Annotated in this window: 8 protein-coding genes and 6 pseudogenes; 5 read left to right on the top strand and 9 right to left on the bottom strand. The window is 54.7% G+C overall.

The genetic code is table 11. The features are described from left to right. Positions 1-100: 100 nt before the first annotated feature. Positions 101-1,011: pseudogene (locus tag OAN307_RS26860) on the bottom strand (IS5 family transposase); the annotation flags it as partial. 89 nt (positions 1,012-1,100) lie between these two features. On the opposite strand from OAN307_RS26860, the pseudogene OAN307_RS17365 reads away from it, so the two are divergent. Next, positions 1,101-2,529, top strand: a pseudogene (locus OAN307_RS17365) (IS3 family transposase). 73 nt (positions 2,530-2,602) lie between these two features. Here OAN307_RS17365 and OAN307_RS28275 read toward each other — a convergent pair. Further along, a pseudogene (locus tag OAN307_RS28275) lies at positions 2,603-2,826 on the bottom strand (transposase); the annotation flags it as partial. A gap of 314 nt (positions 2,827-3,140) precedes the next feature. On the opposite strand from OAN307_RS28275, the pseudogene OAN307_RS28270 reads away from it, so the two are divergent. Beyond that, positions 3,141-4,153: pseudogene (locus tag OAN307_RS28270) on the top strand (transposase); the annotation flags it as partial. Positions 4,154-4,355: 202 nt separating this feature from the next. Here the strand turns inward: OAN307_RS28270 and OAN307_RS17355 are convergent. Beyond that, positions 4,356-5,656, bottom strand: a pseudogene (locus OAN307_RS17355) (IS110 family RNA-guided transposase). Positions 5,657-5,791: 135 nt separating this feature from the next. Here OAN307_RS17355 and OAN307_RS28265 point away from each other — a divergent pair. Then, positions 5,792-6,020, top strand: a pseudogene (locus tag OAN307_RS28265) (integrase core domain-containing protein); the annotation flags it as partial. A gap of 224 nt (positions 6,021-6,244) precedes the next feature. Here the strand turns inward: OAN307_RS28265 and metF are convergent. Continuing rightward, complete coding sequence (metF, locus tag OAN307_RS17350; protein WP_044044915.1) at positions 6,245-7,108, bottom strand: methylenetetrahydrofolate reductase [NAD(P)H]; 864 nt, start codon at positions 7,106-7,108, stop codon at positions 6,245-6,247. Between the two features lie 93 nt (positions 7,109-7,201). On the opposite strand from metF, the gene OAN307_RS17345 reads away from it, so the two are divergent. After that, the gene (locus OAN307_RS17345) at positions 7,202-8,107 is read left to right on the top strand and encodes a LysR family transcriptional regulator (protein ID WP_044043965.1); all 906 of its coding nucleotides are present in this window, start codon (positions 7,202-7,204) and stop codon (positions 8,105-8,107) included. Here OAN307_RS17345 and OAN307_RS25485 read toward each other — a convergent pair. Then, a complete protein-coding gene (locus OAN307_RS25485) occupies positions 8,104-10,038 on the bottom strand; it encodes a putative bifunctional diguanylate cyclase/phosphodiesterase (protein ID WP_015500903.1) in 1,935 nt (644 codons plus the stop codon). The two genes, OAN307_RS17345 and OAN307_RS25485, sit on opposite strands and share 4 nt — an antisense overlap. 196 nt (positions 10,039-10,234) lie before the next feature. Here OAN307_RS25485 and OAN307_RS17335 point away from each other — a divergent pair, with 196 nt between their 5' ends. Beyond that, on the top strand, positions 10,235-11,029 hold the full coding sequence (locus OAN307_RS17335; RefSeq protein WP_015500902.1) for an inositol monophosphatase family protein: 795 nt from the start codon (positions 10,235-10,237) through the stop codon (positions 11,027-11,029). On the opposite strand, the gene OAN307_RS17330 is transcribed toward OAN307_RS17335, so the two are convergent. Genes OAN307_RS17330 through OAN307_RS17315 form a run of 4 tightly spaced genes read right to left on the bottom strand, consistent with a single transcriptional unit; the run spans position 11,026 to position 12,887 of the window. Continuing rightward, the gene (locus tag OAN307_RS17330; RefSeq protein ID WP_015500901.1) at positions 11,026-11,409 is read right to left on the bottom strand and encodes a VOC family protein; all 384 of its coding nucleotides are present in this window, start codon (positions 11,407-11,409) and stop codon (positions 11,026-11,028) included. The genes OAN307_RS17335 and OAN307_RS17330 overlap by 4 nt on opposite strands. A 1-nt stretch (position 11,410) precedes the next feature. Further along, entirely contained in the window at positions 11,411-11,776 is a 366-nt protein-coding gene (locus tag OAN307_RS17325; RefSeq protein ID WP_015500900.1) for a GFA family protein, read from the bottom strand. Next, positions 11,773-12,150: a GFA family protein gene (locus OAN307_RS17320; RefSeq protein WP_015500899.1), complete on the bottom strand. Its 378-nt coding sequence runs from the start codon at positions 12,148-12,150 to the stop codon at positions 11,773-11,775. Before OAN307_RS17320 ends, OAN307_RS17325 begins: the two co-directional genes overlap by 4 nt. Then, positions 12,147-12,887, bottom strand: coding sequence for a rhomboid family intramembrane serine protease (locus tag OAN307_RS17315; RefSeq protein WP_015500898.1), 741 nt, complete (start codon positions 12,885-12,887; stop codon positions 12,147-12,149). Before OAN307_RS17315 ends, OAN307_RS17320 begins: the two co-directional genes overlap by 4 nt. Positions 12,888-12,913 lie beyond the last annotated feature (26 nt).

Raw genomic sequence — 12,913 nt, 5'->3', positions numbered from 1 at the left:
GCTGCGCTTGGCTGCATTTTTTATTGATCCTGTGGTGGGCATGACCGGCTTTGTTGGACAAGTCGGTATTAGGCCGTTCTTCCCCTTACCGCAGATAGATTCAGCCTACGGTCTCGGTACGGGGGATGCCAAGGGCTGTGAAACCGTTCAGGATCGCAGCACGGACTTGGATTTCCGCGACCTGACGGTCGAAGTCACGCGCAGAGAGGCGCTGAACAAGCAGCTTCACACAATGCATTCACTGCCCGGCAGGGTATTTGCGCAGCAATGTCCCGAGAGGGTTCGTTTCAGCGCGGCTTCGACGGTGGTACCCAGTCAGTTGCCGCCACAATGCGCGGCCCAGATATTTTGAAGATCGGACCGCTTCGTTTCGCGCTTGTGCCCCTGGAGTGTCGGACTTCCACAACTTAGCATTTTTGCGCGGCGGGATCACAGCATGAGCATTGCGGGAAGCAATCGCGTCGTGGCATTTGCGCGTATCGTATGCCCCATCCACTGCCTGACGGCGCATGTTTACATGCATGAGAGGGCGCTGTGACGCTGCCAATCTTCTCACCCGGCGGGATCTGATCAAGGAGATCGGGTAGAATGGGTGCATCACCAACGCCGTTTCTGGTCACTTCGACTGCGCGTATTTCCAGTGTTTTTCGTCTATCCCCCTCTCAGCGAATGTCCTATTTGCCTGCCGGGCAATGAATATGTATCTTGCGCCAGACGCGGCGCTTTGGGCTACCATGCTTGCGTGCGTTCCACTCGCCTTCGCCCTCAGCTTTGATGCCAGTGCTGTCCACTGCCCGGCAGTGGTTTGCTTACCAACCATGAGAAGGGATCAAGAGGTGCGGCGGCCCCGCCGATCCTTGGTGTGGAATAACAACGGACAACGTCCTTTGCCCCTCTCATTGAAACTGCGTTTCGACTGCCGGGCCGTGGCCGACACAAAGCGCTGAAATCTGGAACTCTCCAGTCCAAGCCAACCAGTTCCAACAGACTTTCCACAAACCCAGTGGTTTGCACTGTCTGACGTCAGCGCTTCTGGGTCCAAATAGGCATATTTGATAAGAGAGTGTTGTTGGCTCATCGTAACCACAGAGGAGTGGGACATGAGACAGACAACTGGAACACGCAAAAGCCCGGGCGAGAAGATCGTCAAAGATATCAAACGGGCGACCCGCAAGCATTATTCATCTGAAGAGAAGATTAGGATCGTCTTAGCCGGTCTGCGTGGGGAAGACAGCATTGCCGAGCTGTGTGGTCCACTGCCCGGCAGTGCATGTTTACATGCACGAGAGGGGTGAAGGCATCTCCCAAGGCATCTACTACAAATGGTCCAAGGACTTTATGGAGGCCGGTAAGAAGCGCCTTACGGGCGATACCGCCCGCGCCGCCACAACCGACGAGGTGAAGGATCTGCGCCGTGAAGCACGTGATCTGAAGGAAGTCGTTGCGGAGCAAACACTTGAACTCCGCTTGCTCAAAAAAAGCATGTTCGACGGTGGGGGCGACCACGAATGAGGTATCCCGCATCAGAGAAGCTGGAGATCATCAAGCTGGTCGAGGGGTCGCATCTGCCGGCCCGCCTGACTTTGGCCAAGCTCGGCATTCCACGCACCACATTCTACCGTTGGTATGATCGGTATTGGCAGCGTGGTGAGGCTGGCTTGCAAGACCAATCTCCCAAGCCAAAGCACGTCTGGAACCGTATTCCTGACGAGGTGCGACGTCGGGTTGTGGACCTTGCGCTGGAAGAGACAGAACTGTCACCGCGTGAACTGGCAGTGACCTTCACAGATAAGGAAAGCTACTTCGTATCAGAGGCTTCCGTATACCGTATGCTGAAGGCGCATGACCTGATCACCAGCCCAGCCTTCATCGTCATGAAAGCCGCCAGTGCGTTCAAAGACAAAACCACAGCGATCAACCAGCTTTGGCAAACTGACTTCACCTATCTCAAGGTTCTGGGATGGGGCTGGTTCTATCTCAGTACGATCCTAGACGATTACAGCCGTTACATCATCTCCGCTGCCCGGCAGGGTATTGCGCAGCAATGTCCCGAGAGGGTGGAAACTCTGCACCAATATGCGGGCTGAGGACGTGACTGACACGCTCGACTTGGCCCTTAAGGCGTCCGGCTGTGATCAGGTTCACGTCGTTCACAAACCACGGCTGCTGAGCGACAACGGATCCAGTTACGTATCCGGTGACCTGGCTGAGTGGTTGCAAGGGAAAGGCATGAAGCATTCTCGCGGCGCGCCATATCATCCGCAAACACAGGGCAAGATCGAGCGATGGCATCAAACCTTGAAGAACCGCATCCTCTTGGAAAACTACTTCCTGCCAGGTGATCTTGAAGCCCAAATTGAAGCATTCGTCGATCACTACAACCACCAGCGCTTCCACGAGAGTCTGAACAACGTCACGCCGTCTGACGTCTACTTCGGCCGTGACAAAGCCATTCTACAACAAAGGGAAAGGATCAAACGAAAGACACTCGAAGCGCGCCGCTTGCATCACAGCCTGCACGCCACATAATGACACCAACCAGATGAGCCGAACGCTCTCTTAATTTAAGCCGCCTTTGGTGCCAAAAACCCTGACGACGTACAGTTTGCCTCAACGGCATCCCGAACAGCACTTTGATGGTCAGGCAGGTTTGTATGGCCGCATCGCTGTAGGCTTGCTGCCGCCCACGCTTACCAGAAGATTTAGCCTCCCAGACCGGATCAGACCAGAATCAAACCATAGCGTCAATGATCCCCGGCGCTTCGGGGCGTCGTTATAATCTGACCAGTTCTTGGTCTTGTAAGTCGTAGGGGTCCAGCTGCTCATGAACGACATGCTACCACTATGGACTCACAACATGAATCCCCTCAACTGATTTGTGCAACAAAGCCTATTGGCATGATCAAGACCAATGGTCACTTTTCCGTATATCAGTTGTCAGTGACTGACGCGGAGACCATCCTTATCGCATCCGACACTGTTGTTTCATCGCCACCCACGTTCGGCTTCAGGCCGCGGTTCTTGTTATTGGTCAGGGCGCAGTAGCATTCAACCGAAACAGGGTTTACGGGGTCCCCCCCTAAAAATGGTTGTGTTGAAAACAAGAATTTTTGCGGCAAGATAAGCCAAGGAGATTCACGATGAAGAAATCACGTTATTCAGAGACGTGGATTGTCTCAGTTTTGAAAGAAGCTGAGAGTGGTGTTTCGGTTTCTGAGCTGTGGCGTATCCACGGAATGAGCAGTGCCGCGTTTTATCAGTGGCGTTCAAAGTATGGGGGCATGCATTGCCGGCAGGCGATTGCGTAGCAATCTGCCGAGAGGGACGCGTCACTCATTTCTGCGATGAAACAATTGTAGGCAGAGAATGCGCGTTTGAAACGTATGTATGCGGATGTGAGCATGCAAAATGCGCTGGTTTATGGAAGCGCTGGCAAAAATGGAATGAGGCCGTCCATTGCCCTGCAGGGTTATGGGTAGCATGATCCCGAGAGGGTTTCTGACGAGAGATGGCCCAACAAGCAGTCGCTGTGCGCGGTGTCAGCATTGCACTGGCATGCCCGCTGCCCGGCAGGGCATGTTTACATGCCTGAGAGGGGGCATTCGCGATCTGCCAGCGGTGCTTTCGGTATGTGCCGCTGTTGGCTAACGAAAATGAAGAGATTGAAGATTGGCTGATTGCTTTGACCAAGGCCCGTAAGAACTGGGGCTTTGGATTGTGTTACCCATCGACCGACAGGGTATTGCGAAGCAATGTCCCGAGAGGTTGTATCTGCGCAATGTGAAAGGGTTCAAATGGAACCATAAACGGGTCCGCCGGATTTATTGTGAGCTGGAGCTGAACCTGCGGATCAAGCCCCGCAAACGGCTTAAGCGTGAGCGCCCCGATCCGTTGTCAGTGCCAGATCGACCAAACCAAGTGTGGTCTATGCCTCGCCCGATAGGCGATTGCGAAGCAATCTGCAGAAAGGAACTTTATGGTAGACCAGTTGTGGAACGGGAAATCGTTCAGGACATTGAACATCATAGACGACTTCAATCGCGAAGGCTTGGCCATTGACGTGGGCTTCTCACTGCCAGCAGCACGGGTTGTGCGCAGCCTTAATCAAGTCATCCAATGGCGCGGAAAGCCCGCGATGATACGCGTGGATAACGTCCTATGCGCGGAATGATTAGCTGAATTGGCGTCAGGTTATTGTCGCATCGAGGCGTCTCGACACGTTAGAAGCATTGCTCAGTTTGGCATTTTGGTCAACGAACTGTCTCTCCCATAACAAACACAGAGTACGCTTTTGCGGCTCTCACCGTCCTTAAGACGAGATCTTTGGGTCGTTGAGCAGAAGGCCTAAACATTATCTACGAGGTCAGTTGTCTGCCTCCACGGCCCTTACAGAGAAAGGTCCTACTGCTGTCGATCACCCCTCAAAGAAGGGGCGATATGGTTCGCCGTGCTTGATGATCCCATGAACGGTTCGGGCCATCTTCGCTGCGATTGCGGTGTACGCCTTTCGGCGCAAATGGGTGTTGTGACGGTCTTTGGCGATGTAGCGCTCGAACTTGTCGCGGAAGCTGTTGGTGCGCTGCAGAATAGCAACCTGTCCAGCCATCCAAAGCGTTCGACGAAGCCGAGCATTGCCATATTTTGACAGTTTGGTTTGCCCTCTGAATGTACCTGATTGCATAGTCGCAAGGTCCATTCCACAGAACTTCAAAAACTGCCGGTGATGACGAAAGCGCCGTACATCCCCAGCTTCTGCCAAAATTGTCAAAGCATTGATGGGACCGATTCCAGGTATCGATGTCAGTAGCTTATAATCTGGTAGGTCCTTGAGAAGCGCGACGGCGCGATCTTCAATTTGATTGCGTTGCGCGATAAGACTGCGGCCTTCCCCGAGAACCAAGCGGAACATGCTTATCGCGTCGGAATCTGCGGCAACCGGCAGTCCGACTGATACTTTGGCAGTCTCGTAGATATCTGAAAGTAAACGCTCTTTTGCAACCTTGAGGCCCACCACATCCCAAGCGTCAGCGATGAATGCCTCCTTGCTCATGGCTGAGATCAAGTGTGGTGACGGATAACGTTCAAGGAAAGCAAAGAACCAGTCACTGCGAGAACTGCGAGAACTGCGATGGAAACGATCAGCTTCAGGAAAATACAGCGGCAGATAATGGGTTAAAACTCGGTGCCACAACTCGGTCTTCGACTTGGATACGATGTCATGCGTTTTGGAAAGCTCTTGGATGTCGTTAGTGCCACGCACGAGGGGGGCATGATAAAACTGCTCGTTCCCGATCTCCATCATGTGAAGAATGACCTGGGCATCCTTAGGGTCGTTTTTGTCCCAACTGTTGTGCAAGGCCTCTCGCGTTCTGGCCAGGGCCACAGATGACACCAACTTCAACTCAAAACCTGCTGCGGCAAGATGATAAGCCAAGGCACGGTGATAATTACCCGTTGCTTCAAAAGCTACACGGACAGGGCGGCCGTAGCAGGCAAGCGATGTGATTAGACGATTGAAGTCGTCTAGCTGGTTCAGAACAGTCAAACGACGGCGGCGCTTCTTGTCCGCAATAGCAATGAGACCTTCGTCGCGGGCCTTCGAGATATCGATGGCCACCAAAACGGGCGCAGTTTGTGTAATAATGATATCGGTCATAGTTGGTCTCCTTTGCGGTGTGGTTTGTACAAAACCACCGTAGGGACCTGAGGCACGGCTATGACCACCTGCTGCGTTATTTGGGGCTGCGCAGGCAGTCATAGCCTTAAATTAGCGATATTCCGAAGGTGTTATGGCCCTGAATACGTCAGTTCAAAGCTGCAGGAATGGGCATCAAAGCATCACATCACCCTATGCTACATCCAGCCAGGAAACCCCAACAGAATGCCTATACCGAGCGATACAATCGGACGGTTCGCCCCTCTCTTCGATGCTTAGCATCGACTGCCGGGCAGTTAATGAATGGCTCGGAACACACATCTTTCACAGCATTCAGGAGGTGCAAGATCACACCACGAGTTATGCGCATAACTCAAGTTCCACGGCCGAAATCATCGCGGATTGCATCAGCAGTCTTCACAGCGGCCTTGTGCTGGCCTGCCAGTTCAGCGCGTTTCTTGATTAAGCCGTGAATCAGAATTGATGCCCCATACACCATCACGGATTCACAGGCCGTTATTTATCAGCGATATTGTTGGTGCGTTTGATGCGTAAGGCCAGATATTTTTAAACCAAAGAAGAGGACGGTCAGGCCACGTTTTGCAAGCGCACGGCAGGTGTCATGCCGAGGGCGTGACAAATATCGCGGGTCAGTTCAGGTTTATTGAGGGTGTAGAAGTGCAGGTGGTCGACGCCTTCGTCGAGCAGATGATCACATAATTCTGTCGCCTGTGCGGTGGCGAGCAGATTGATCAGGTCGGGATCTTTGGCATTGGCAAAAGCGTCTTTGAGGATTTGCGGGATGGCGGTGCCGCAGCCTGCGGCGAATTTTTGCACGCCCGCCCAATTTTCAATCGGCAGAATTCCGGGCAGGATCGGCGCAGTGATGCCCGCGTCGGCGCAGGCATCGCGAAAGCGCAGGAATGTGTCCGCTTCAAAGAAGAATTGGGTGATGGCGCGGGATGCACCTGCGTCGATCTTGGCTTTTAGGTGATCAATGCAGGCTTGCTGGTTTGCCGCATCAGGGTGGCTTTCGGGGTAGGCGCCCACTGTGACGTCAAAGCCTTTATCGGCCAATGCGCCTGTCAATTCGATTGAGCTTTGAAAGCCGTCTAGGTGCGGGGAAAAACCACCCGATCCCTTTGGCGGATCGCCGCGCAGAGCAACGATATGTGTCACACCAGCCGCTTTGTAATCAGCGGCAATGGCCAGCGTTTCGGCGCGGGTTGCGTCGACGCATGTCAGGTGGCCGGCCACGGGCAGATCGGTGGTCTTCACAATCGCATCAACCGCATCGTGGGTCAATTGGCGGGTGGTGCCGCCTGCGCCATAGGTGACCGACACAAAAGACGGGTCTAACGGCGCCAGCGTTTGCACGCAGTCCCACAGCCGGAACGACGCCTGCAGCGACTTGGGCGGGAAGAATTCAAAGGATACGGACGGACATGTCATGTGGCGGTCTCCAAGAGGTTGCTTCTTTATCCGACCTTGGTCTACATGAAGCAAATTCATAAGTTTCACGAACATCATGAGGTTTGTTCAGTTATGCATATTGAGTTCCGGCACCTGCGCACGATTAAGGCGATCCATGAGACCGGCGGCCTGGCCCGTGCCGCAGACAGTCTCGGCATTACCCAATCGGCCCTTAGCCATCAGATCAAGGGGATCGAAGATCAAGCGGGGGTGGAGCTTTTCGTGCGTCGGTCCAAGCCTTTAAAGCTGTCTGCGGCGGGGCATCGGCTGTTGGCGGCGGCGGACCGAATTCTCCCTGAGGTGGCCGCGCTGGAACAGGAATTTTCTGGATTGGTGCAGGGCAGCGCGGGGCGCATGCATATCGCAATTGAGTGTCACGCCTGTTTTGAATGGCTGCTTCCGGTGCTTGAGGAATTCCGCAAAGCGTGGCCGGACGTCGACGTGGATATTCGCCCTGGTCTGGCGTTCGATGCGCTGCCTGCATTGCGCAAAGAACAGGTCGATCTGGTCGTGTCTTCGGACCCCGAAGACATGCCGGGTGTGGCGTTCCAGCCGTTGTTTGACTACGAACCAGTATTCGTCGCGGCGACAAATCATCCGCTGGCCAGCAAGCCGTTTATCGAGGCGCGTGATTTTCGCGATCAGACGCTGATCACCTATCCGGTTGAACAATCGCGTCTGGATGTGTTTTCGCAGCTTTTGACACCCGCAAAAGTGCAACCATTGGCCGTGCGACAGGTCGAATTAACCGCAGTGATTTTGCTGCTGGTGGCGTCGGGGCGCGGGGTCGCGGTGCTGCCTGATTGGGTCGTGCGCCAAGCATCATACGGGTCCGACTATGTGACACGACCCCTGACTGAAAACGGGCTGACCCGCAGGCTTTATGCGGCGGTGCGCGAAGATGACGCTGAGCTGCCATTTGTCGCCCATCTGGTGCGTCGGGCGCGCAAAGAGGCGGTGAAAATGCAGCGTGGCTAGGCCGTTTTCTGGTCTGTCAAAAGGTCCGTCGCCTGCGCGAAGGGTACGGCGGGGCTGAACAAATATCCCTGTGCAACCACGCAGCCCATGTTGATCAAATCTTGACTTTGAGCGTCAGTTTCGACGCCTTCAGCGATGACACTGACACCAAGGCCCGATGCGATGTTCAGAAACCCGCGCACGAGGACTTCGGACGTTGAATCGTGGCCAAGGCCTGCGACGAAACTGGTGTCGATCTTGAGTTCGTCAAAATCAAGTTGCCGCAGGTGATGGAACGACGCAAAGCCAGTGCCAAAGTCATCCAGCGAAATGCGCACGCCAAGGTCATGAAAGCTGGCAATGGAGGCCTGGATCGCATCCGCGGCGCGGGCGATAAACACATCTTCGGTGATTTCAAGCGTCAAGTGCTGCGCGGCTGTCGGGTTGGCTGCGATGATACGGTGCAAATCTTGCCGCCCGGAATGTGTGGCAAGGGTCACTTCGGAGAGGTTGAGAGACACTTGGCCGGGATCATATCCGCGCCCTAACAGTGTTTCGATGTCGCGAACCACTTGGGTTGCCATGCTCGTCATGAAATCACCCTGAAGGCCCAGTTCATTAATTTGATCAAGAAATTCAGATGGGCCGCGGGTACCGAGCGTTGGATGATTCCAGCGGGCCAACGCCTCAAACCCGATGATCTGGCCGGTCGGGAGATGGATTTTGGGCTGATAGAAAGGTAGTATGGTTTCGTTGGCGATACTGTCCACAAGGATTTGTTTGTCGTCCGGTGACATGCGTGGCGCGAACAGGTGTGTTTGGTATAAGATGGGCCCCTTGTTGGGCGACGACTTGGACATAAACATCGCTTGATCCGCAGCCGAACACAGCGCAGGCACATTGGCAGGTGGGGAAGATTGCCCATCGCCCGTCATTGTGACGCCAATGCTCGCCCCGATCTTAAGTTGGCGTTGGGCCCACCTGATCGGGCGCGAAATCAAAGCGCTGAGGGTTCTGGCAAATTCCATCGCATCATCGGTGCCGGACAGGTCTTGAACCGCGCAGACAAATTCATCCCCGCCCAAACGCCCGACGATGCCCATTTGCCCAACGCGCGATTGAAGCCTGCGTGCGGTTTCGATTAAAACCTGATCGCCGGCCGCGTGGCTGTAGGTGTCATTGATCGGTTTGAAGCTGTCGAGATCGACTAAGAAAACTGCAACCTCGCCAGTGCCCGCAGCGCGATCTTCCAACATGATATTCAGCGCACGATCAAACGCGGGTCGGTTGAGCAACTTAGTGAGCGTGTCCAGCCGCAAGGAGTCTTCGAGCTCGGCAAGGCGGGCCGCAGCGTCATGCTGTGCTGCAAACATTGCCAGTTGCGTTTGAAGATGTTGGCGCAATGTGTCGACTGCCGAATAAATGAACAAAAACAACGCGCCAACAGCGATAGCCCAGTGGGTCATTGACGATGGAACGGGTTGTGTCGTGGCCAATTGCAAGAACGACAGTGACAGTATGGCGATTGAAGGGAGCAATAAAGCATAGACGAAGACCGGAACGGTCGACCATGTATTGGCGATATAGACTTGGATGCCCATCGCAAGCATCAGGCCTGTTATTTTCCTTGCAAAGGACGGATCACCAGCAAGATAAACGGCGGGCAACGCATAGGCCGCAGCGTTTATACTGTGTAAGATCAAAGCAAGACCAATGGTTTGAGATTGGCCAAACGACGCGAACCATAATTTTCGTGAAAACATCAGACGCAAAAGCGTTTCATTGGTGAGCAACGTAACCGCGATCACTGACGCGGCAATCGGGTGTCCCACATGCCAGCATAACGTACACATCAGTATCCCGGTTGCGAACACCAATTCGGTATCTCGCACGCTCAGCTTTGCGATATCGGCAAAGTGGGGCCGTGTTGACGCAATTATCCGGTTAAACACACACTATCCTATGGTCTTGCTCACCTCACTTGAACATATTTTGGCGTACTTAGTGTTAAAGCGAACCAACAAATGGCACAGCCTTTGAATCCAATTTGTGCTAGTCATCGCCCCTTGTTCGCAAATGACGCAGCCCTTATACGCCCCGAGAAATGATGCGCTGCCAGTTTTTGGTCAACGCACAAAGGAGATCGACATGGTTGCCAGTGCGAACCTCAACGTGATGATGAAAACCGCCCGACGTGTGGGGCGTGCGTTGCTGAAAGACTTTGGTGAGGTCGAGAACCTGCAAGTGTCCACCAAAGGCCCCAGTGATTTTGTGACCCGTGCCGACAAGAATGCGGAATTCATGATCCGGGAGGCGTTGATGGAGGCCCGCCCGACCTATGGTTTTCTGGGCGAAGAAGGCACCGAGATTGACGGGGCCGACCCCACCCGCCGCTGGATCGTTGACCCGTTGGATGGCACCACGAATTACCTGCATGGTCTGCCGCATTGGGCTGTGTCAATCGCGCTGGAACACAAGGGCCAGATCGTTATTGGCGTAATCTATGACCCGATGAAGGACGAGTTGTTTTTTGCTGAAAAGGGCGAAGGCGCTTGGATGAACGAAAAGCGCCTGCGCGTGTCGGGCCGCAGCAAGATGAGCGAAAGCATCTTTTCTACGGGCCTGCCGTTTGCTGGCCGCGCCGATTTGCCGACGACCCTGCAAGATCTCGCCCGTATCCTGCCGACCTGTGCGGGGGTGCGCCGTTGGGGCGCGGCGTCGCTCGACCTCGCGTATGTGGCGGCGGGTCGTTATGACGGGTTCTGGGAACGCCGCCTGAAATCATGGGACATGGCTGCTGGCCTGATCATCGTGCGCGAAGCGGGCGGCATTGTTGAATCGATCAATCCAGCGAACAATATCATTGAGTCCGGCGAAGTTATCTGTGGCGCTGAGACAATCTTTGAAAAGTTCTCAAAAGTGATCCGTACCAAAAAAGCCTAAAGGGCCGCGAAGATATCGATCTGGCAACCGTCAGGGTCGCAGGCTGTGGCGTAGCGCTGGCCCCAAAACGCATCCCACGGTTCCACCGTGAGGGCGTGGCCCGCGTGATTGAGCGCTGCTGCGACCGAGTCGACCTCTGCCACGGTGTCACACACCATGGCGAAGCTGGAATGGCTGGGCGGTGTCGGCGCGTGGCCCGTCAGTTGCTCGATCAAGTCTGCGGTGTCGATCATCAGGCGCACGTCACCGAGTTTGGTGTTGGGTTCGACATGTCTGTCGTCCGCGCCCCATTCGGGAAAGTCGAACCCCAATATTTCATAAAACGCAACGGTCTTGGCCATGTTCTTGGACGACACGGCGACGGCATCTAAACGGATCATATCAGGCCTTTGTGTCAGACGGGTGATTGACGCCATCGTTCCAGACGATGGGTTCGTGTTTGGACGGGTTCACGCCCTCAATCCCGCCCATATTCACCCCGTATTCATTGGGGTTTGATCGGCGTTGGTGATGGGTGTAAATTCCGCAGGTCTTACAGAAATGATGCTGCGCGGTGTTGGTCTCAAAGCTGTAGCGCGTGAGATTATCCGCGCCGCGCACGACGACAAGATCGCCAACATTAACCGTGACTGCGGCTGTTCCGCGGCGGCGACAAAACGAACAATCACAGCGGCGCGCAGACTTTAGCCCATCGGCCAGTGTCACGCGCAGTTCAACTGCGCCGCAATGGCAGGTAACTTTGGTCATGTCGGGTTCTTTTGAAAATTTGCAGGGGTATAGTTTATCCCGTCGATCCACGGGATCGGATCAAAATTGCGCGGGATGATGCCATCAATCGCGGCGAGGTTTACCGCATAGCCTTTGGTCGCATCCGCGTGCTGGTGATGGGTGTAAATTCCGCAGGTTGTGCAGAAATAATGTTCTTCCTGAAAGGTGCCCCACTGATACAGGGTCAGGCGGTCCGCGCCCTTGGTCACCATCAAATCACCTGCGTTTACGAACACCACCGCCGCCCCGCGCCGCACACAAAAACTGCAATCGCAGCGCCGTGCATTGGTAAGCGGTTCATTTGGCGTGAACTGCACCTCGACTGCGCCGCAATGGCAGGTGAGCCTGGTCATCGGCGTCTCTTGATGATGGGAATATTCGATCTTGGGTAATGCGTTTCAGGGTGTGGCGGGTGGCCGCGCGTGCGGTCCCAATAACGCATAGCCCCACGGCGCAGCCAAATTGGAACGGTCATGACGAACCCCGCGATGAAGCCACCCACATGGGCCCAGTACGCCGTGCCGCCACCATTCAAATCACTGCCCAAACCGTTGAAAACTTGTAGGGCCATCCACACGCCAAGCACGATGAACGACGGGATCGGGAGGATGCGAAAGAACACGACAAGGAAGATGAACACATCGACGCGCGCCTTGGGAAACAGTAACAAATAGCCACCCATAACGCCCGCGATTGCACCCGAGGCACCGACCATCGGCACCGCACTTAACGGGTTGGGCAGGTATTGCAGATAGGCCGCTGCGAAACCGCTGAGGATGTAGAAGCCAAGGAACGGCAGATGGCCCATCTCTTCTTCTATGTTATCGCCGAAAATCCACAAAAACAGCATGTTACCTGCCAAATGCAAGAATCCAGCGTGCAAAAACATGTGGGTGAAAAAGCCGATGGTTCCTTGGCCTTCGCCAAATAGTGCGGGCCAGAACGCATAGTCGATCAGGAACTGGTTGCTGGCGGCGATGCCCGTCACAAACAGTTCTTGCCATGCAAACACAGCGATATTGATCGCGATGATCACATAGGTGACGATTGGAGTCTTTTCGGCAGGGTTGTGATCGCGAATGGGAAACATGGGGTGACCGTCCGCGAATGGACGCG

The organism is Octadecabacter antarcticus 307 (genome assembly GCF_000155675.2).
Classification (GTDB): domain Bacteria; phylum Pseudomonadota; class Alphaproteobacteria; order Rhodobacterales; family Rhodobacteraceae; genus Octadecabacter; species Octadecabacter antarcticus.
This window is presented reverse-complemented; position numbering and strand designations above follow the sequence as displayed.